Raw genomic sequence first — 19,967 nt, forward strand, 5'->3', positions numbered from 1 at the left:
TGCCGCACCGCGTCCGGGAAACGGGCGCGTGACTCAGCCCTGATCCAGCGTCAACCGCATCCCGTCATAGGCCGGGATCACGCCGTCGGGCACCTGCGCCTGCACCGCTTCATAGTCCAGATCGGCATGCATGTTGGTGATCACCGCGCGCTTCGGCTTGAAGCGGTCGATCCACGACAGCGCATCGCTGAGGCTGAAATGGCTGGGGTGCTGGGCATAGCGCAGTCCGTCGATGATCCACAGATCGAGATTTTCCAGCGCCGGCCAGCTTTCCTGCGGGATGTCGCTGACGTCAGGCGTATAGACGGCATTGCCGATGCGGTAGCCGAGCGCGGGGATGTTGCCGTGTTGCATGATGAAGGCCGACAGGGTTATCGCACCGCCCTTGCCGTCGATGGTCCGGCTCTCGCCGGCTTCAATGGATTTCCGCTCGAGGATGGGCGGATAGTCGCTGCCCGCCGGAGACTCGAAGCAGTACGAGAACCGTGGCAGGATTTCGCGCGCCGTCGACTCGTTGAGATAGAACGGGATGCGCTTGCGCTGATGCATGACCACGGACCGCAGGTCGTCGATCCCATGGGTCTGGTCGGCATGTTCGTGGGTGAGAAACACCGCGTCGAGATGATCCACGCCAGCATCGATCAACTGCTCGCGCAGATCCGGCGAAGTGTCGATCACCACGCGGGTGACGCCCGCCGCGGATTCACGCTCGGCCATGATCGAGCAGCGGCGCCGCCGGTTCTTCGGATTGGTCGGATCGCAGGCGCCCCAGCCCAGCGCCGGGCGCGGCACGCCGGCGGAGGATCCGCAGCCGAGAATGGTGAGGGTCAGCGTCATGCGGCGTTCACGCGGGGCACCTTGCTGAACAGCCGGAAGAAGTTCTCCGTGGTCTGCCGCGAGATGTCCTCAAGCGAGACGCCGCGGGTTTCTGCCATCACCTTGGCGGTCTCCACCACATAGGCCGGCTCACAACGCTTGCCGCGAAATTTGCCCGGCGCCAGATACGGCGCGTCGGTCTCGACCATGATGCGATCGGCCGGCAACTCGGCGGCGAGGTCGCGCAGCTCTTGCGATTTTTTAAAGGTCAGGATGCCGGTGAAGGAGATTGAAAGGCCGAGGTCGATCGCCTTCATCGCCAGGTCGCGCCCGCCGGTGTAGCAGTGCAGCACCGCGCGGAAGGCGCCCTTCCCCATCTCGTCTTCGAGAATTCGGCCGCACTGCTCGTCGGCCACGCGGGTGTGGATCACCAGAGGAAGTCCGGTAGCGCGGGCCGCCGCGATATGGGCGCGGAAGCCGCGCTCCTGCGCTTCGTTAAAGTCGGTGCCGTAGAAGTTGTCGAGCCCGGCCTCGCCGAGCGCGACTACCTTGGGATGTGCCGTCAACGCAATCAGCTCTTCTGCCGCAATGCCGTCTTCCTCGTCGACATGCCCGGGATGGGTGCCGACCGAGCAATAGACGTTCGGGAAGCGCGCGGTGAGCGCCAGCAGGGCCGGCAACTGCTTCACCCGCGTCGAGATGGTGACCATGCGGCCCACGCCGGCCGCTTCCGCGCGCGCGACGATGCCGTCGAGGTCATCGGCGAAATCGGGAAAGTCGAGATGGCAGTGACTGTCGACGAGCATCGTCCGGCCGTTACGCTGCGGTCGGTTCGATATAGCGCGGAAACACGCCGGTCGGTGTCGGCAGCGCCGTGCCCGCGCTGATCCGGGTCGCTCCGCCCAGCGCTGCGAAATCGCGCTGATCGGCGGGAATGCCGAGCACATCGAGCAGCTTGCCACAGGACTCCGGCATCACCGGCTGCGCCAGGATGGCGACCTGGCGGACCACTTCGGCGGTCACATACAGGACGGTGCGCTGCCGCGCCGGGTCGGTCTTGGCCAGCGCCCATGGCGCCTCGCCGGCAAAGTACCGGTTGGCTTCGGCGACAACGGCCCAGATCGCGTTCAAGGCATGATGGATCTGCTGCGTGCTCATCGCGGCGCGCGCCAGTTCGATCATGCCGTCGGCCTGCGCCAGAATGGCCTTGTCGTTGTCGCTGAACTCACCCGGTGTCGGCAGTACGCCTTCATACTGCTTGGCGATCATCGACAGCGAGCGTTGTGCGAGGTTGCCGAGGTCGTTGGCAAGATCGGCATTGGTGCGCGCCACGATGGCTTCATGGCTGTAGCCGCCGTCCTGCCCGAACTGCACCTCGCGCAGAAAGAAATAACGCAGCTGATCGACGCCATAGCGTTCGGCCATGACGAACGGATCGACGACGTTGCCGAGCGACTTCGACATTTTCTCGCCGCGGTTCAACACGAAGCCGTGGGCATAAACCCGCTTCGGCAACGGCAACCCCGCCGACATCAGGAAGGCCGGCCAGTACACCGCATGAAAGCGGATGATGTCCTTGCCGATGATATGGACATCGGCCGGCCAATAGCGCCAGTTGGCGTCGGACCGGTCGGGAAATCCGACACCGGTAATGTAGTTCGTCAGCGCATCGACCCAGACATACATCACATGGTCGGGATCGTTGGGCACCTTGACGCCCCAGTCGAAGGTGGTGCGCGAGATCGACAGGTCCTTCAGGCCGCCCTTGACGAAGCTGACCACTTCGCTGCGGCTGGAATCCGGCCCGATGAAATCCGGCTGCTGCTCGTAGAGCGCGAGAAGCCGGCCCTGATAGGCGGACAGCTTGAAGAAGTAGCTCTTCTCCTCGACCCACTCCACGGCCGTCCCCTGCGGCCCGCGACGGATATCGTCGGTGCCGACCACCGTCTCGTCTTCGGCGTAATAGGCTTCATCGCGCACGGAGTACCAGCCGGCATAGCTGGCCAGGTAGATGTCGCCGTTGTCCGTCATGCGGCGCCAGATTTCCTGGACCGAACGATGGTGCTGTTCCTCCGACGTGCGAATGAAGCGGCTGAACGAGACGTTCAGCTTCTCGTCAAGGTCGCGCAGCAAAGCTGAATTCTGCGTTGCCAGCTCGAGCGCGGTGACGCCCGCCCGCTGCGCGGTCTGCACCATCTTCTGTCCGTGCTCGTCGGTGCCGGTCAGGAAGAAAACATCCTTGCCGTCGAGTTTCTGGAAGCGCGCCAGAGCATCGGTGGCAATCGCCTCATAGGCGTGACCGATATGCGGCGCGCCGTTCGGGTAGACGATCGCCGTCGTGATGTAATAGGTTTCGCGGGACAAATTGTTCGCATTCGCCATAGCTGCGAAAGCCTTTCATCGGATTGTCGTCATCGGCGTTGCGACACTGACGCGATCGGTCGAACTCAGCGCGTTGCTTCGGCCAGCAGCCCGAATACCGAAAAAACCAGCGGTTTTCGCTCGAGATTGTAGGATTCGGTCTCGCGCGCGGCGCGGTTGATCTTTTCCCATACCTCCGCGAGCCGCGCAAGGCGCGGCAGGTTGGCGTTGGCATGGGCATCGTCGGCGCGCAACCGTTCGCCGATCCAGCGATCTACGCTGTCGACAAAGGCGCCGAGCGCCACGCGGTCGCTACCGCCCAGCGCGTCGCCCAGCGCATGCAGCTCCCGGGGATCGACGTGCGGAAGGGTATTCAAGAGGGCCGCGGTGCGCTGATGCAGTTTCAGCGCGTCGCCGCCGAGCAGCGTCAGGGCGCGGGAGACACTACCCTCCGCCGCCTGTGCGGCCTCAGCGAGGGCCGGATCGCCGATCGATGTCTCTGCCGCCTGCGCCGTGGCGGCGATGACGTCCGCGATGGCGAGCGGCCGCAGGGCCAGTTTCCGGCAACGCGATTGAATGGTGGGCAACACGCGGGCCGGGGCATGGCTGACCAGCAGGAACAGCGACTGCTGCGGTGGCTCCTCGAGCACCTTGAGCAGCGCGTTGGCGGCGTTGCCATTCAGCTCGTCCACGGTATCGACGATGCAGACCCGCCAGCCTTCCACAGCCGCGGTGGAGCCGAAGAACGAGATGGTCTCGCGCGTCTCGTCCACGGTGATCACCGTGCGCATCACGCCCTTGTCGTTGAGGCTGCGCTCCAGCGTCAGCAGGCCGCCATGCGCCTCGGCGGCGACCTGTCGCGCGACGGGATGCTCAGGATCGATGGCCAGCGTATCCGCCGACTGCACTTGCGCAGACAATGGATCGCGATGCGCCAGCACGAAGCGCGCCATGCGATAGGCCAGCGTCGCCTTGCCGATGCCCTGGGCACCGCCGATCAGCCATGCGTGGGGAATGCGCCCGCCGCGATAGGCATTGAGCAGGGCCTGTTCGGCATCGTGATGTCCGAACAGCGCAGTGGTTTCGCGTGGATGCGGGATCGCGCTCTGGGTCTCGGGTGAACGGGCCATTATGCGGATGCCGTCTCGTTCTGTCGCAGCATTGTCAGAAGGCGCTCGCGGGTTGCCGCCCATATGCCGGCCGCGACGGTCGCGGGATCGGCACTGGCATCGACCAGCACGCAGCGTCCGGGCTCCTGCGCCGCGATCTGCCGGAACGCCGCGCGCAACCCGCGGTGAAACTCGATGTCTTCCGCCTCGAACCGGTCGGGAGCGCCTTCGCCGCGACGCGCTGCGGCGCGCTGCATCCCGACTTCGACGGGCACGTCGAGGATGACGGTGAGATCCGGCTTGAGGTTGCCGATGGTGACGCGCTCCATCGCGTTGAGAAGCCCAGGCGACACCTTGCCGAGCGCGCCCTGATAGGCGCGGGTCGAATCCGCAAAGCGGTCGCACAGCACCCAGACGCCCTGCGCCAAAGCGGGCTCGATCACGGCATGCACGTGATCGTCGCGCGCCGCGGCGAACAGCAGCGTTTCAGCTTCCGCGCCCAGCAGCTTGCCCATCCCCGACAAGACGACATGCCGGATGATCTCGGCGCCGGGCGACCCGCCCGGCTCGCGGGTGACGAGGACGCGCAACTTGGCCGCGTCGAGCCGGTCGGCCAGCAGCTTGATCTGCGTCGACTTGCCGGCCCCCTCCCCGCCTTCGAAGGTGATGAAGCGCCCGCGTCGGGGCGCCCTGTTGTCGACGGCATCGGCCATGGTCAGAGCTTCTCGACGCCGGCGCGGAAGATACTGACGACCAGCTCGCCGGCGCCATCGATGGCGCGGCGCATGGTCGAACCCGTCGCCACAGCCTCGGCCGCGTAGACCGGCGCCTCGACCGCGATGTTGGCGCCGCGCCAGACGCGGACCACACCCACCTGCTGGCCCGCTTCGATCGGCGCGCGCACCGGGCCGCTGTAGACCACGCGTGCGATCAGCTTGTCGGTGCCGTTCTTCTGCACCATCACCTTGACCGGCTCCTTGCTGGTCAGACCGACCGAGCGGCTTTCGCCGCCGAACACCTTGGCGAAGCCGACCGGCTGCTCGGCTGCGAACAAGGTGCGCGCCTCGAAATTCTTGAAACCCCATTCCAGTAATTTCTTGGCGTCGGTGACGCGGTCGTCGGGGTCATCGACGCCGTTGACGACAGCGATCAGCCGCATGCCGTTCTGCACGGCGGAGGCGGCCATGCCGTAGCCGCCCTCCTTTGTGTAGCCGGTGACCAGGCCGTCGGCCCCTTCCAATAGATTGAGCAGCGGATTGCGGTTGGTCTGGCGGATCTTGTTCCAAGTGAATTCGCGCTCGTTGTAGAGCTTGTAGAATTCCGGATAGGTCTGGATCATGTGCCGCGTCAGCCGGCCGATCTCGCGGATCGTCATCTTGTTGTCGGGGTCCGGCAGACCGTTGGAATTCGCAAATGTCGATTTGGTCAGGCCGAGCTCGCGGGCCCGCTTGGTCATCACTTCGGCAAAGGCCTTCTCGCTGCCGGCCATGCCCTCGGCCAGGATCATGCTGGAATCGTTGCCGCTCTGGATGATCATGCCGCGCAGCAGGTCGCTCACCGGAACCCGGCTGTTCAGCGCTGCGAACATGGTGGCGCCGCCGGCCGGCGCGCCCCTTGCGCCAGGAATTCTCGCTGACGCGATACTCATCCGTCAGCTTGATGTCGCCGCGCTGCAGGGCGCTGAACACCACCTCGGCGGTCATCAGCTTCATCATGCTGGACGGCGCGCGCAATTCGTCTGCGTTCTTCTCGAACAGAACGCTGCCGCTGCCGGCCTCGATCAGAATCGCGGTCGGCGCGTCGGTGTCGTAGCCCTCGTCGACCTGCTTCTTGGCGCCCTGCACGCTCTGATTGGCCGCGAAAGCCATGCCGCCGAACGCGATGACCGCGACCACGGTTGCGGCGAGCAGAAGCCGCCAGCGCGAAACGGCCGTCGGCGATCGGTCACTGGTTCTGAGTTTCGGTGCCATCTGCTATCCTGAAGGCCAAGTCTTAACAGGATCGGCAGGCGCAAACAACGCACGGCCGGACGATCCGGCGGCGCGCTCTGAAGACGCTGACGGCTCAGTAGAGACCGCGGCCGGACAGGATATCCCGGGCCTCGTCGGCGGGCGCGTAAGCGGCGACCGGCCGCTCGCGCGGGGCGGCGTCGTTACTGGCTTCATAGGACACGACGCGGTGATTTTCCGTCATGCGAGGGCTCGGCCGCATGCGACCGGACGCCGACAGCTCGGAGGTCGCGTTGATCGATGCGACATCAGCCGGCGTATTGCCGAGGGTATAGGGACGGCCTTCCGGCAACGGAATATCGCGCGAGACCACGCGTCCGCCCTGCATGTCCGGCACGAAGGAGCGCGCGGACGCGACGCGGACCAGGGATGGCGAAGGCGCCGGCTCGCCGGTGCGCAACGTGGCCACCAGTTGGCGATCGTCGGAGCCTTCCAGCGGCGCGCGTGCCACGTATTCGACCCGCACATTGGCAATGCCGCGGCCCTTGAACTCGAGCAGTTCGGCGGCCTTGTTGGAGACATCGATCAGGCGGTTGCCATGATACGGCCCGCGATCGTTGACGCGCACGATCAGCGACTTGCCATTGCCGAGATTGGTGACGCGGGCGTAGCTGGGGATCGGCAGGGTTGGATGCGCCGCGGTCAGCGACGCCATGTCGAACACTTCGCCATTGGCGGTCAACCGGCCGTGGAAATCATCGCCGTACCAGGACGCCAGACCTTCGGCGCGGTAATTGAGGTTCTCTTCCGGTACATAGGTTCTCCCGGCGACCGTATAGGGCTTGCCGACGCGATAGGTGCCGCCGCCCTTGGGCACGGGTTCGCCCATTCCAACCACGCGCGGGCTGCTGGAGACGCCATATTTGGGGTCGACGCGACTGAATTTGCCGGAGGACGCGCAGTTCGCCAGGAACATACACGCGCCGATAGCCGTCACCGCTCGCGCGGCCCGGCCGAGTCGATATGACCCACGAATCCCCATAGTCCCCAATACCATTCCCGCAGCCGTCTGCCCATCGGGGGCACCCCCGGCCGATACTTCCGATACAGCCCACATCCGCACCGGAAGGTAAACATATCGCAGCGAGAAGGCGGCGGAAATGCGGTCAGGCTCGGGATGGTGAGCGAATGGTTAATTTTGGTGTTCGCCACAGGCGGTCGGAAGAAGGCCCGGCATGTGGCGCGCCAGCCTGCTCCGCGGATCAATCGAATTGGCTGGTCATCGGTGCCCGAAGCGCCCATCACAGTGGCTCTTGAACCGTCAGGACATCCAGATGAGCGAACGACTCGATACGCTGCACAGGGCTCGCAGTCGCATGGTCGACGACCGCGATGCCTTCGCCAAGGTGCTGGCGGCGCCGTTCGACCGCGACAAGGCCGAACGCGCCCGCATCAAGTTCATCGAAATCCAGGCGCTGATCAACGCTATCGACGAGGCTATCGCCGGCGACGTCGCAAGCCCGTAATGATCGGGTCCGCGCGCGGGCTGCGCCCTACGCCGCCTGGGGCAGCTTGAGAGAACGGATCTGCAGCCAGATCTTGAGCCGGCGCTCGGCGGTATTGATCTGCGGCAAGGTAGCGGCGTCGCGCATCAGCCGCGCGATCTGCCAGCCCTCAAGATCGCCCCTGGCGCCCAGCGAAATCTGTCGAACCTGATAGGCGTTGCTGTGCAACGTGCTCAAGCGTCGGCCGGGTGCCAGTGTCTGTCGCATCGCTGTGAAATCGATCGTCATGGGTCACCCCCGTATTGCTACAGGGTCAACCGTCTTGGCGCGCAATGGTTGCGCCCCTGTCTCGCTGTGGTTTCCCTGGGGTTAACGGGTCGCGCCGGGAACTGCGATCGGATCCGTCCAAAACAAAGCCGCGCCAACCTTGCGGTTGACGCGGCCATGAAGCGTTCTGTTGCCAGGTGCTTCGTCCCCCGAACAGGTTACGCCGCGAGGCGCACTTCGTTCAATGCAACGTTATCGTTTGCATTTAGGTTTTTGACCCGATAACGGCGGTATCATGCCGAGCACAATTCATACCTTCTTCGCAGTCATCGATCCTGTTTCGCCCCCGCCGCAGCAGCCCTCGTGATTTACCGTTCGGCAAATCCGGTCCCGCGGGACCTGTGAAGCTGCTGCGGTGGAGGCGCCGGGTACTGCCCCCGGGTCTGCCTGCGGTCCGCTATGAGTTTCAGCGCCATCGTCTTGCGACCTCCCCAATATAGGTCCGATCTGCAGCGAATGCTAGACCGCCGAGCGGGCCACCCGCGCACCCCATCGGCCTCAGGCCGGCCGCACCGCCTTCTTCCTGGGGGCGCGATGGCGCCCGCCATTAAGCGGATCGCCGGCGATCTTGGTCTTGGTGAACTCGCACTTCGGGCACTTGTAGGTGATCGTTCCCGCCCCGTCGGCGGCCAGTTGCGTGCCGGCCAGCACCATCCGGCTGCGGCACATGGCGCAGCGCGGCGGCTTGGGGGTTGCGGGATCGGGATCGGGATCGGCTGGCAGCATGGCAGGTCCGGCGGGTTGAACGGCAATGCAGTAATATCGCACGCACGCCCCGGCCTGGCGATGCCGCCGTGGCTGCGATTTGTTAACCGGGATTGGCTACGATTCTGGCAATCGCGGAACCTGGTCAATCGTACCGCGAGATCCAACTAGAACCCGCCGCCTCAACCCGGCGGGTTTTTTGCGCCGTAACTATTCGCAGCAATCCGCGCTACATCAGCCTGCTCCGCGGAAGGAGAACCTACCGATGTCACTGTCATCCGCCAAGAATTATGCGCTGCGCGCAGCACGATCGCAGGACGAGAAGGAAGCCATTGAGCTGCTCTCCAAGGCGATCCTGGAACTCGCGACCTCCATGGAAACCACCGACGCCAAGATCAAGAAGCTGAACAAGTCGGGCGGCTAGGCTCCGGCGCGGCTAAGGATCAGCGGATGCCCAATGGCGCGTGCGACTGCCCCATCATCACCGGCAATTCGCCCGCACCGACTTGCGCCTGGGCATTAGTCCACAGTTCGTCGGTATAGACGGACCCGGCGATGGCGGCGAGGGCGAGAACGAAGACAACGGCCAAGGTTTTCATGACCGCCTTGTCGTCGGCAATTAGGGCCGAAATTGCCGCGACGACGTGCCTTTTGCGGCAACAGCGCGGTGATATTTGAGCGCCTTGCGCCGTACTCCCGTTGGCTGCCAAATTTCCCCGGCGCCGCCAGTTCCCAGCGGCGCGCATATTGCTTACAACCTGCTGTAGGTGCAGGAAGTACCGCACAGATTGAGGACGTTACTTGGCCGACCAGTTTCAGCACGATATCGAAGTCGGCAGGCCCCCGCTGGCCGTGCGAAAGTCCTATTCCGGCGTGTTCGGCATCTTTGCTGCGCTGGCGGTCATCGCGGGCGTCTCCGGGCTGCTCTGGCTGAATTACGATCATCTGGTCGAGGCCTCGTCCCATACCGGCACGGTCGCCAGTTCCACGGCTGGCGAGGACGCGGCAGCGCTCAAGGAGCTGCAGGCGATCCAGCAACAGACGGCGGACACCTTGCTGGCGACCCGGCAGCTTTTGGAGGCCCAGCAGGCCGAAGTCAGGCGGCTATCCGAGCAGGTGTCGGGCCTGACCGCGAAGATCGACCAGTTGCAGCCCCGCCCCGCCCCGGCCCCATCCGCCGCGCCAGTCGTTACCGCCCCCAGGCCTGCGCCGAAAAAGCCACCGGCGCCGAAGCCAGCCGGCGCGATTTCGGTCGGCGGCGCCCCGTTGCCGACGACGGCCCAACCGGCGAGGTAATCCGCGCGAAAGCGCGGGCCGGTGCCATTCGACGATCGCACGCCTCAGCCCTGTTGAGTTCGAACGCAAGGTCGGATTAGCTTAACTCGGCGTCCACTGAACCTGTACCAGCTCAGGTCAGTCAGACTGAAGCAGCGCAAACAGTCCGCACGCATTGTGAGATATTCGGCTGTTTTCGGATGGAGATCATCCTTCAGCTTGTTGCACCAAAACTTACCGGGAATAGCCGAGCGCAGTACCGATGGCGCGGGCCGCTTCCATCACGTGAACGGAGTATTCCTTAATCTGCTTGCGTTTGATGCGCGTATCCGGCCCCGACATGCCGATGGCACCGACCATCTCGCCGGACCGCCCCAGAATTGCGCAGGCACAGGCCGCGATACCTTCACGCCATTCGCCATGCAGAACGTAGGAATACCCCTGCGATCGCGCCAGTGCGATGTCCTCCCGGAGCTCCTCGATCGTCATGCGCGTCGTGTCTGTATAACGCCTGAAATGCGGCTTGAATTTCTCAAGATAATCGTCCGGCATATACGCCAGCATCGCCTTGCCGGTCGCCATCGTGAAAGCCGGCGCGCGCATGCCGACGCTGGTGTGGGCGCGAATGTGATGTTCACTTTCTATCTTGTCGACATACACCACGTCGGTGTCTTCCAGAATCGAAAGATGGATCGTTTCGCCGGTCACCTGCACCAGTTTTGCCATGACCGGACGGGCAATCTTGATCAAATCCATCCGAGAGATGACATGGGTGCCGAGCGCCCAGATCTTGGTCGTCAGCTCATAGGTGCTGTGCGGGGGAACCCGACGCACGTAGCCCTGCGACTGCAACGTCATGAGCAGCCGGTGCACGTTGCTCTTGGTGAACTTCAGTTCGTTCGCAAGTTCGGTGATGCCCCGAGGCCGCTCGCTCAAAGCAAGCGTTTCGAGAAGACGAAGTCCCTTGATAAAGGCCTTATCCATCCAATAACCACCGCCGCATATTTGATCTTCGCCTCGCCCGATCGGTTCGCAGCGCAGGACCTCGGCGCCCAGCTTGAAGCTGAGCGCCGAGATCATACGGTCGCCTACTGTGCGAGCAGCGCGTTCAACTTCTCCTGCCCATATTCCTCGTTGGTCGAGTTACCGGCCGGCGACGGCGCACCCCAATAGGTCGGGCTCCACTCGATCGCTTTGCTGACATTGTCCGGATTGTTCGCCCAATAGCGAGCGATCTTCTTGTCCGTGGCCGCTTCGAACACGACGGACGACGGAAGCGCGACCGGGAATGTCGAGGTCAGCTGTGCGGCGCGCGTCGGATCGAGACGCCAGGACAACAGCTTCAGCGCATTGTCGTAGTTCGGAGCTCCCTTCGGAATGGAGAAGAAATCGTAATAGATGAACCCCTGATTGAACGTCAGATCGATCGGAGCGCCTTCGAGTGCCAGCTTGCTCATCGATCCGGTGTAGGCCATGCACATGTCGGCTTCGCCATCGAGCAGCAGCTGCGGCGGCTGCGCGGATGTCGTCCACCACTTGGCGATATGAGGCTTGATCTCCTTGATCTTCTTGAGCGCCCGCTCCATGTCGATCGGATAGATCTGGCTCTTGTCGACCCCGTCGGCCATCAACGCCGCCTCGAACACGAAGCGTGGCCAGGCGGGCATGCAGCGACGACCCGGAAACTTCTTCACATCCCAGAAGTCTGCCCAGCTTGCCGGTACGTTGGCGCCCTTGAACTTGTCCTTGTTGTAGACGAGACCGACGCCGATCACCTGCAGCGCGACGCCCTTCTTGCGCTTCAGGTTGTCCGGCATGGCCGCGAGCGTCTTCTGCGCCGGTTCGGACAGTTTGGTATAATCGATGTCAGCCAGGCAGCAGTCGCCAAGCAGCTTGGTTTCCTGATCGAAGATGAAGGTGAGATCCCACTGCGCCTTGCCTGCTTCGCCCTGCGCCTTGATGCGCGGGCCGCTGCGCGCCTCCTGGACCGTCACGACCTTGATGCCCGTCGCCTTTTCGAACGGATCGTACATCACCTTGCGCAGCGCGTCGCCGTAGCCGCCGCCGGGGTCCTGCATGATCACGACGTTGCTCTGAGCAGGCGCAACGCCGGTCCCGATCAAGAGCATGGCGGCCGATGCGAGCACGGAAGCCGAGAGTCGCAGATGCTTGTATTTCGACATTTTATCCTCCCTGTGAGTTCTTAATATGCAGATTTTCGTGATGTGGTGAGCACCGGCCGCGCCAGGATCAGTCCCCCGACGACCAGCAGGACCTCGAGCGAGGACACCACGGCAAGTACGGGGTTGAGACGGTAGTTGATGTCGCCCCACAGCATCAGCGGCAGCGTCTTGAGCTCTGCGCTCGACAGGAACAGCGTCAAAACCAGTTCGTCGAACGAATGCAGGAAAGCGAAGAACGTTGCCGCGGCGAGGCCCGGCGCAATCGCCGGCAGCGTCACCAGCCGGAAAACCGTCAGCGATGACGCGCCGTGAACGGATGCCGCCTGCTCCAGCCTGGGATCGACGCCTTGCAGCGCCGCCGACAGGATCACCACAACGATGGGCAGCCCGCCAATGGCATGGGCGGCGGCCAGGCCGAACACCGAGCCGACCATGTCGAAGCGAAGGAACAGGCTGTACAGCGACAGGCCGAGAACGACGGGCGGGACGATGATCGGACTGACCAGCAGCAGCATGATCGCGGACTTTCCGCGAATCTTGCTGCGCACGACACCCAGAGCAGCCGACGTACCCAGCGCAACCGCGATGCAGGCCGAGATCGTCGCCACCAGCAGTGACGTCCAGAACGCGCGCATCCAGCCCGAGTCCGAGAAGAACTGCTCGTACCAGCGCAGCGAAAAGCCGGGTGGCGGAAAGGTCAGGTAGCTGGCGCTGCTGAAGGAGATGATCATCACCACGATGATCGGCAGGATCAGGATGGCGACGACGGCACCGCCCATCAATCGGACCGTCCACTTGCCGAAACCCGCAGGCAAATGTCCGGACAGCCGCAGCAACGGCCAGCCGATCAGGTCAGCAAGCATGCTGGCGATGCCGCGACGGCTGTGGCCGGAAGCCTTTGCGGATCCGGCCATTTTCGGCGCGTCTTCATCCAGTTTGCGGCCACCCCAGATGAATTCGAGGCCCATGAAGCGCCCTGCGATGGCCACCACGGCCAGCGTGATGACAAGCAGCACGACACCGAGCGCCTGGAGAAAGCCTTCCGACGTCACCGAGTCCGCCTGCTGGGTGATGTGCATGGCGAACATCTGGTCGCCGGGGCCGCCCAGCAGCGTCGGCGTGATGAAGAAGCCGATGGCGGCGACAAACACCAGCAGCACGCCGGCGCCGATGCCCGGCAGGGTCAACGGCAACACCACGCGCCAGAACACGGCAATCGGCCCTGCCCCGCTGGCCAAAGCAGCCCTTGTCAGCCCCTGATCGAGCCGCGCCACGCTGGAGTAGATGCTCAGCACCATGAGCGGAAGCAGCACCGCGGTCATGCCGAGCAGCACCGTGCCGCGATTGAACAAAGCTGCGCGGGCTCGCTCAGGACTCCCAACCCGACCAGCAGCTTGTTGACGGGGCCGTTGCGGCCCAGCAGGACCATCCAGGCATAGGTGCGGATCAGGATCGCAATGAAATACGGCAGCACGATCGCCGTCGTCACCAGGATGCGAACAATGCCCCGGCTGCGGTGAATGAGCAGCGCGGTCGGATAGCCGAACAGCAGGCAAAGGAACGACACCGTCAGCGAGATCTGCATCGTGCGGACGAGCGATTCCCAGTATAGCGGCACTGCAAAGACCCGCTCGAAATGCGCCAACCAGGTCGGCCCGCTGAAACTGATGCGAATGAGATCGATCAGCGGCAGCAGATAGATGAAGGAGAGAAATGCGACCGCCGGAAGCAGCAGCAGCGCCGGATTCTTCATGGCCTCAGCAACCACCCGACGGGCGGGGCGCCTTGATACTGTGTCGAGCAGGATCGAGCTCATGACAGAACCCAGCAGTCTTCGGCGTCCCAACTCACGTGGAGGCGATCACCGACAGCCGGCAGCGGCCGGCTGGCGGTGTCTGTGCAGCGGATCAACAACAGATCGCCACCGCTCATCTCGGCCTGAATGCGGAGGATCTCGCCGAGAAAGATTGCAGACGTCACGGTGACGGGTGCTGACTTGGCGGTCGGCGCGTCGGAGACCACGATCCGCTCCGGGCGAACCAGCACAGTCGCCTTGCTCTGCTCGACGGTGTCGCGGCTCTCGGCGTTGAACACGTAGCCGGCGCGGCTCTTGACCGTGATGGTCGTGCCGCGCTTCTGCATCACTTCCACGTCGAGCAGATTGCTCTCGCCGACAAAGGACGCGACGAAGCGATTCGTCGGGTGGCGATAGATCTCCAGCGGACGGCCGATCTGCACAATCTTTCCGGCGTCCATCACGGCAATGCGGTCGCTCATTGTCAGCGCCTCGCCCTGGTCGTGCGTGACGAACAGGACAGTGCTACCAATGGTCTGATGCAGGTCGCGGATCTCGATCTGGATCGATTCGCGCAAGCGGCGGTCGAGCGCGCTGAGCGGCTCGTCCATCAGCACCACCTTGGGCCGCATCACGATTGCCCGCGCGATGGCCACGCGCTGCTGCTGACCGCCCGACATCTGCGACGGCGACTTCGCCGCGTGCTCGGACAGCCGCATGATCTCCAGCGTCTCGGCGACCCGTCGATCCGTGGTCGCACGATCGACGCCGGCCATGCGCAGCGGAAACGCCACGTTCTGCGTCACGGTCATGTTCGGAAACAGCGCGTAGCTCTGGAACACCATGCCGAAGCCGCGCTTGTGCGTGGGCACGTCCTGCACCGGCTTGCCGTCGACGAGAATCTCGCCATCGTCGAGCTGCTGAAATCCGGCAAGAAGATTCAGTAGCGTCGTCTTGCCGCTGCCGGAAGGCCCGAGCAGGGTGATGAACTCACCGGGTTCGATATCGAGACTGATGCGGTCCACCGCTGAAAAGGTGCCGTACCGCTTCACCGCGTCGCGGACGGCAATGCTCGATCCGATCACGTCGCGGTCACGCGAGCGAACGTCCTGCCTTGTCCGCACGGCAACACCGCTGGAGCGCAGAGCCACAGGCTCAACCATTCCAAACCTCCCTGCATGTTCTATTCTATAGAACGTTATTTCATATATTGTTGGCGCGGCGCTCGATCTTGTCAAGCAATGCGGTGGTGCCGGTGACCTTCAGGAACGTCGCGCGCAACGATGCTTGTGCGAGAACCCAACAACCAAAGGCCTTTTCCGCACAAGCGGATTGACAGCCCCACCCTCGTCTGACTACTTTTATTCAGAACTAAGTTCTATAATATAGAACATAAGATCAGGGAGTTGAACGTGCCGAGCGAACTTTGCGCAATGGCGAAGCATATCGAACCCGGCATGCGGATCGCACTGCCGGTCGACTATGCCGGCGTCTCCATGGCGATGACGCGTCCCATCATCGCGCACGGCGCGGGCGATCTCCATCTGGTCTGCGTGCCGACCGGCGGTCTTCAGGTGGATCAATTGATCGGCGCGGGCCTGGTTCGCACCGTCGAGACCAGCGCGGTGTCGCTCGGCGAAGCCGGCGGCGCACCCCGCTTCAATGCCGCGGTTCGTGAAGGTACCATCCGCCTGAGAGACGCCACCTGTCCGGCCATCCATGCCGGCCTGATGGCTGCACAGAAAGGCAGCCCCTTCATGCCGCTTCGCGGCCTGATCGGCAGCAATCTGCTGCGCCACCGCGAGGACTGGCGTATGATCGACAACCCGCTCGCCGACGGCGGCGATCCGATCGTTCTGATCCCGGCGATCCATCCGGACGTCGCAATCTTTCACGCCCCGATGGCTGACCGCTTCGGCAATGTCTGGATCGGACGGCGCCGCGAACTGGCCGCCATGGCCTACGCGTCGGCAACCGTGCTGGTCACCGTGGAGCGAATTGTCGAGGAGAGCCTGCTGGTCAACGAGATGAGCGCCGCCGGCGTGCTGCCGGCAATTTACGTCACGGCCGTCAGCCATGCGCCGCGCGGGGCGTGGCCCTACGGCCTGTGGGGCGAATATGCCACCGATACGGCCGAGCTGGTCCGCTATGCCAAGGCGGCACGAACTGCCGATGGATTCGCCGACTATATGAGCAATGCACAGATGGAGCCCGCCTGATGGTCCGCGTTCTTCCCCGTGAAGTGCTGATCTGCACCATCGCGCGACTGCTGGACGGCGTCCGCCACGTCGCTGTCGGCGCCTCCTCGCCGATCCCCGCCGCAGGCGCCATGCTGTTGCGCGCCTTGAAGGAAGCGGACGGCGGCCGCGGCCCGCGTCTGTCGATCCTCGGCTCCGTCGAGCACAATTTCTTCACCAATGGCTCCGCCGAATTGTTCGACTGTGCCGGCCAAGGCCGCATCGACGCTTTCTTCCTGGGCGGCGGACAGATCGACGGCAAGGGCAACGTCAATCTGGTCGGCGCCGGCGACTATCCGCAATCGAGCGTGCGATGGCCCGGCTCGTTCGGCTCGGCCTATCTGTATTACGTCGTGCCGCGGGTGATCCTGTTCCGAGAAGAACACACGCCGCGAGTCATGGTCGAGAAGGTCGATTTCATCAGCGCGCCCGGCGTCAGCGACCCCGGCGTGTTCAGAACCGGCGGCCCGATTGCCCTCCTCACCAGCAAGGGACTTTTCCGATTCGACAAGTCGCGCCCGGGCTTCGAACTCGAAAGCATCCATCCCGGACACAACCTTGCCGAAATCATGCAGGCCACGGGGTTCAGCTTCCTGCATGACGACAGGCCGGGTGAAACTGCCCTGCCGGATCGCACCACGCTGGACCTGCTGCGCGGCCGCGTGCTCGACGAAGTCGCGGAGACCTATCCCGATTTCGCCAAGCAGATGCGGCATGATCTTGCCGAGGCTGGGCAGACGTTGGCGCATGCGCTGTGATCCGCATTCATCCGATCGCAGCCGGGGAGCCGAGCGATGAGTAATGTCCAGCGCATCCAGCATTGCAGCCACTGGGGCGCCTACACGCTGCTGGTTCAGGACGGCCGGATCGTCGGCGTCGAACCGTTCGCCCATGATCCGGCCCCCTCGCCGATCATCCATTCAGTGCCGGAATGGGCCAATCCGAAGCGGCGCATCCTGCGCCCGATGGTGCGCAAGGGATGGCTCGAGAAGCGCGAACACAGCGATCGGCGCCAGCGTGGCACGGACAAGTTCATCCCGGTGAGCTGGGATGAGGCGACAACGCTGGTGGCGGATGAAATCCGCCGCGTCGCCGGAACGCATGGTAACGCGGCGATCTTCGCCGGCTCCTATGGCTGGACCAATGCCGGCCGTCTGCATCACGCCTCGTCGCTGCTCAAGCGCATGCTCAACCTGGTCGGAGGTTTCACTCGCCACGTCGATACCTATTCGATCGCCGCCGGCCCCGTGATCCTGCGCCATACGCTGGGAAGCTCGGACGCCTGCGACGGCCGAGCGAACACGCTCGACACCATCGCCGAACATACGGACACGCTGGTGGTGTTCGGCGCGATGTCGCCGCGCACGGCCCAGACCGAAGCCGGCGGCATCGGCGTGCATCGGCTCGAAACCTATCTCAGGAAGATTGCCGCCCGCGGTGTCCGCATCATCCACGTCTCGCCGCTGAAGGACGACCTGCCCGACTGGGTCGGCGCCGAATGGTGGCCGATCCGCCCGAATACCGATACGGCGCTGATGCTCGGCCTCGCCGGCGAGATCCTGCACGCGGGCCGCCATGCGCAGGACTTCCTCGCCCGCTGCACCAGCGGCGCCGACCAGTTGCTGAACTATCTGAACGGCTCATCCGACGGCATCCGCAAGAACGCCGCGTGGGCCGCGGAGATTTGCGGGCTCGATGCCGAGGCGATCCGTCAGTTGGCGCGACGCCTCGTCGATACGCGCAGCATGCTCACCGTGAGCTGGAGTCTGCAGCGCGCGCACCACGGCGAGCAGCCGTTCTGGGCCGCGCTCGGCCTCGCCTCGGTGATCGGGCAGATCGGGCTGCCCGGCGGCGGAGTCGGCTATGGCTATGGATCGCTCGGCGGCGTCGGCTCGCCGTTCAATCTCGGCAAATCGCCGGCCATCTCGCAGCTGACACGGCCGATCGACAGCTTCATCCCGGTGGCGCGCATCAGCGACATGCTGCTCAACCCCGGCGCGACCTTCACCTATGAAGGCGAGACGCGGACCTATCCGGACACGCGACTGGTTTACTGGGCCGGCGGCAATCCGTACCATCACCATCAGGATCTGAACCGGCTTTCCGAAGCCTGGACGCGGCCGGAAACCATCATCGTGCAGGATCCGATGTTCACCGCCACGGCCCAGCGCGCCGATATCGTGCTGCCGGCGACGACCTCGATCGAACGCAACGACCTGGCCGGCAACAGGCGCTCCGACTTCATTATCGCCATGAAGCAGGCCATCAAGCCGGTCGGCGACTCGCTGCCCGACTTCGAGATTTTCGATCGGATCGCCGCCAAGCTCGGCGTTGCCGACCGCTTCAACGAAGGCCGCGACGAAATGGGCTGGGTGCGCCATCTCTACGACCAGAGTCGCGCCGATGCCGCCGAGCGGCTGGCCTTCGAGATGCCTGACTTCGACACGTTCTGGCGCGACGGCTATGCGCGTTGCCCGGTGCGCGCCGACCACACCTTTCTGGCGGACTTCCGCGCCGATCCCGCGGCGCATGCGCTTAACACCGAGAGCGGCAGGATCGTGCTTGGCAGCGAGACCCTCGCCCGTCTCGGTTATGCCGATTGCCCGGCGCATCCTGCCTGGGTCGAGCCGGCGGAGTGGCTCGGCAATCGCCACGACGTGGGCGATCTGCACATGATCTCGCATCAGCCTGCCGGCCGTCTGCACAGCCAGATCGAAACCGGCATCGCCAGCGCATCCACCAAACGCAACGGCCGCGAACAGGCCCGGCTGCATCCCGACGACGCCGCCGCGCGCGGCATTAGAGATGGCCAGACCATCCGCATCTGGAACGCGCGAGGCGCCTGCCTCGCCACCGCCGATGTCACCGACAGCGTGCGGCCGGGCGTATTGGTGCTGCCCACCGGCGCCTGGTTCACTCCGCGCGACGGCATGGGTATCGAGGCCGCCGGCAATCCAAACGTGCTGACGCTCGATATCGGCACCTCTCAATTCGGCCAGGGCTGTTCGGCACACACTTGCCTTGTCCGCGCCGAGCCGCACATTGCCGATCAACGCGACGCTTTCGAAGAATACCAGGAAAGACTGGTCGCACTCGCGACCGCCTGAGAGGACACAGAGAACATGACCAAGCCAGCCATCAGCCGCTTCCCCGTTCCCGAGATCTCCAGCCTGCCGGACGACATCCGCACCCGCATCCTCGCGGTGCAGGAGAAGTCCGGCTTCGTGCCCAACGTGTTCCTGACGCTGGCGCACCGCCCGGAGGAATTCCGCGCGTTCTTCGCCTATCACGACGCGCTGATGGACAAGCCGGGTCCGATCACCAAGGCCGAACGCGAGATGATCGTGGTGGCCACCAGCAACGCCAACCAGTGCCAGTATTGCGTGATCGCGCATGGCGCTATCCTGCGCATCCGCGCCAAGAACCCTCTCATCGCCGACCAGATCGCGGTGAATTACCGCAAGGCCGACATCACGCCGCGCCAGCGCGCCATGCTCGACTTCGCCATGAAGGTCTCGATGCAGGCCTATGAGGTCGGCGATAGCGATATCGAGACGCTGAACGGCCACGGCTTCAGCGAAGAGGACGTCTGGGATATCGCCGCCATTGCCGCCTTCTTCGGCATGTCGAACCGGCTTGCCAACGTCACCAGCATGCGGCCGAACGACGAGTTCTATGCCATGGGGCGCTGAGCCCCATCACCAC

21 protein-coding genes, 1 other RNA gene and 1 pseudogene are annotated in these 19,967 nt (G+C 64.1%); 7 read left to right on the forward strand and 16 right to left on the reverse strand.

Annotated elements, in window-relative coordinates; translation table 11 throughout:
• Window positions 1-33: 33 nt before the first annotated feature.
• The 7 genes and pseudogenes from ONR75_RS17675 to ONR75_RS17705 form a co-directional block, all read right to left on the reverse strand.
• The gene (locus ONR75_RS17675) at window positions 34-837 is read right to left on the reverse strand and encodes an MBL fold metallo-hydrolase (protein ID WP_265078416.1); all 804 of its coding nucleotides are present in this window, start codon (window positions 835-837) and stop codon (window positions 34-36) included.
• Entirely contained in the window at window positions 834-1,622 is a 789-nt protein-coding gene (locus ONR75_RS17680) for a TatD family hydrolase (RefSeq protein WP_265078417.1), read from the reverse strand. Before ONR75_RS17680 ends, ONR75_RS17675 begins: the two co-directional genes overlap by 4 nt.
• Before the next feature lie 10 nt (window positions 1,623-1,632).
• Window positions 1,633-3,198 carry a methionine--tRNA ligase gene (gene metG, locus ONR75_RS17685; RefSeq protein ID WP_265078418.1) on the reverse strand — a complete coding sequence of 522 codons (1,566 nt, stop codon included), beginning with the start codon at window positions 3,196-3,198 and terminating at the stop codon, window positions 1,633-1,635.
• Between the two features lie 65 nt (window positions 3,199-3,263).
• Window positions 3,264-4,307 (reverse strand): DNA polymerase III subunit delta', encoded by a 1,044-nt coding sequence (locus ONR75_RS17690; protein WP_265078419.1) that lies wholly within the window; start codon window positions 4,305-4,307, stop codon window positions 3,264-3,266.
• On the reverse strand, window positions 4,307-4,999 hold the full coding sequence (gene tmk, locus ONR75_RS17695) for a dTMP kinase (RefSeq protein ID WP_265078420.1): 693 nt from the start codon (window positions 4,997-4,999) through the stop codon (window positions 4,307-4,309). Before tmk ends, ONR75_RS17690 begins: the two co-directional genes overlap by 1 nt.
• A 2-nt stretch (window positions 5,000-5,001) precedes the next feature.
• A pseudogene (locus tag ONR75_RS17700) lies at window positions 5,002-6,256 on the reverse strand (D-alanyl-D-alanine carboxypeptidase family protein).
• Window positions 6,257-6,350: 94 nt separating this feature from the next.
• Window positions 6,351-7,277 carry a septal ring lytic transglycosylase RlpA family protein gene (locus ONR75_RS17705; protein WP_265083706.1) on the reverse strand — a complete coding sequence of 309 codons (927 nt, stop codon included), beginning with the start codon at window positions 7,275-7,277 and terminating at the stop codon, window positions 6,351-6,353.
• A 292-nt stretch (window positions 7,278-7,569) separates the two neighbouring features.
• Between ONR75_RS17705 and ONR75_RS17710 the strand changes: the two genes are divergently transcribed.
• Window positions 7,570-7,761 (forward strand): hypothetical protein, encoded by a 192-nt coding sequence (locus ONR75_RS17710; RefSeq protein ID WP_265078421.1) that lies wholly within the window; start codon window positions 7,570-7,572, stop codon window positions 7,759-7,761.
• Window positions 7,762-7,788: 27 nt separating this feature from the next.
• Here ONR75_RS17710 and ONR75_RS17715 read toward each other — a convergent pair whose 3' ends face one another.
• The 3 genes from ONR75_RS17715 to ONR75_RS17725 all read right to left on the reverse strand — a co-directional run bounded on the left by ONR75_RS17715 (window position 7,789) and on the right by ONR75_RS17725 (window position 8,793).
• Complete coding sequence (locus tag ONR75_RS17715; protein WP_265078422.1) at window positions 7,789-8,028, reverse strand: hypothetical protein; 240 nt, start codon at window positions 8,026-8,028, stop codon at window positions 7,789-7,791.
• Window positions 8,029-8,183: 155 nt separating this feature from the next.
• Window positions 8,184-8,533: a transfer-messenger RNA gene (ssrA, locus tag ONR75_RS17720) on the reverse strand.
• A gap of 32 nt (window positions 8,534-8,565) precedes the next feature.
• Entirely contained in the window at window positions 8,566-8,793 is a 228-nt protein-coding gene (locus tag ONR75_RS17725; RefSeq protein ID WP_265078423.1) for a hypothetical protein, read from the reverse strand.
• 244 nt (window positions 8,794-9,037) lie between these two features.
• Here ONR75_RS17725 and ONR75_RS17730 point away from each other — a divergent pair, with 244 nt between their 5' ends.
• Window positions 9,038-9,196 carry a hypothetical protein gene (locus ONR75_RS17730; RefSeq protein ID WP_265078424.1) on the forward strand — a complete coding sequence of 53 codons (159 nt, stop codon included), beginning with the start codon at window positions 9,038-9,040 and terminating at the stop codon, window positions 9,194-9,196.
• Between the two features lie 19 nt (window positions 9,197-9,215).
• On the opposite strand, the gene ONR75_RS17735 is transcribed toward ONR75_RS17730, so the two are convergent.
• Complete coding sequence (locus tag ONR75_RS17735) at window positions 9,216-9,371, reverse strand: hypothetical protein (RefSeq protein ID WP_265078425.1); 156 nt, start codon at window positions 9,369-9,371, stop codon at window positions 9,216-9,218.
• A gap of 202 nt (window positions 9,372-9,573) precedes the next feature.
• Here ONR75_RS17735 and ONR75_RS17740 point away from each other — a divergent pair, with 202 nt between their 5' ends.
• Entirely contained in the window at window positions 9,574-10,068 is a 495-nt protein-coding gene (locus tag ONR75_RS17740; RefSeq protein ID WP_265078426.1) for a hypothetical protein, read from the forward strand.
• A gap of 213 nt (window positions 10,069-10,281) precedes the next feature.
• On the opposite strand, the gene ONR75_RS17745 is transcribed toward ONR75_RS17740, so the two are convergent.
• The 5 genes from ONR75_RS17745 to ONR75_RS17765 are packed head-to-tail and all read right to left on the reverse strand — an operon-like array spanning window position 10,282 to window position 15,188.
• On the reverse strand, window positions 10,282-11,127 hold the full coding sequence (locus ONR75_RS17745) for an IclR family transcriptional regulator (protein WP_265078427.1): 846 nt from the start codon (window positions 11,125-11,127) through the stop codon (window positions 10,282-10,284).
• Window positions 11,128-11,135: 8 nt separating this feature from the next.
• Window positions 11,136-12,230 carry an extracellular solute-binding protein gene (locus ONR75_RS17750; protein WP_265078428.1) on the reverse strand — a complete coding sequence of 365 codons (1,095 nt, stop codon included), beginning with the start codon at window positions 12,228-12,230 and terminating at the stop codon, window positions 11,136-11,138.
• A gap of 20 nt (window positions 12,231-12,250) precedes the next feature.
• Complete coding sequence (locus ONR75_RS17755) at window positions 12,251-13,582, reverse strand: ABC transporter permease subunit (protein ID WP_265078429.1); 1,332 nt, start codon at window positions 13,580-13,582, stop codon at window positions 12,251-12,253.
• On the reverse strand, window positions 13,549-14,046 hold the full coding sequence (locus ONR75_RS17760) for an ABC transporter permease (RefSeq protein WP_265078430.1): 498 nt from the start codon (window positions 14,044-14,046) through the stop codon (window positions 13,549-13,551). Before ONR75_RS17760 ends, ONR75_RS17755 begins: the two co-directional genes overlap by 34 nt.
• A complete protein-coding gene (locus ONR75_RS17765; protein WP_265078431.1) occupies window positions 14,043-15,188 on the reverse strand; it encodes an ABC transporter ATP-binding protein in 1,146 nt (381 codons plus the stop codon). The genes ONR75_RS17760 and ONR75_RS17765 overlap by 4 nt, the downstream gene beginning before the upstream one ends.
• A 270-nt stretch (window positions 15,189-15,458) precedes the next feature.
• Between ONR75_RS17765 and ONR75_RS17770 the strand changes: the two genes are divergently transcribed.
• The 4 genes from ONR75_RS17770 to ONR75_RS17785 are packed head-to-tail and all read left to right on the forward strand — an operon-like array spanning window position 15,459 to window position 19,954.
• The gene (locus ONR75_RS17770) at window positions 15,459-16,244 is read left to right on the forward strand and encodes a CoA transferase subunit A (RefSeq protein WP_265083707.1); all 786 of its coding nucleotides are present in this window, start codon (window positions 15,459-15,461) and stop codon (window positions 16,242-16,244) included.
• A complete protein-coding gene (locus ONR75_RS17775) occupies window positions 16,244-17,020 on the forward strand; it encodes a CoA transferase (RefSeq protein ID WP_265078432.1) in 777 nt (258 codons plus the stop codon). The genes ONR75_RS17770 and ONR75_RS17775 overlap by 1 nt, the downstream gene beginning before the upstream one ends.
• A 36-nt stretch (window positions 17,021-17,056) precedes the next feature.
• The gene (locus ONR75_RS17780) at window positions 17,057-19,369 is read left to right on the forward strand and encodes a molybdopterin guanine dinucleotide-containing S/N-oxide reductase (protein WP_265078433.1); all 2,313 of its coding nucleotides are present in this window, start codon (window positions 17,057-17,059) and stop codon (window positions 19,367-19,369) included.
• Between the two features lie 15 nt (window positions 19,370-19,384).
• Window positions 19,385-19,954: a peroxidase-related enzyme gene (locus tag ONR75_RS17785; RefSeq protein ID WP_265078434.1), complete on the forward strand. Its 570-nt coding sequence runs from the start codon at window positions 19,385-19,387 to the stop codon at window positions 19,952-19,954.
• The last annotated feature ends 13 nt before the right edge of the window (window positions 19,955-19,967 follow it).

It is taken from the genome of Rhodopseudomonas sp. P2A-2r (assembly GCF_026015985.1).
Taxonomy (GTDB): domain Bacteria; phylum Pseudomonadota; class Alphaproteobacteria; order Rhizobiales; family Xanthobacteraceae; genus Tardiphaga.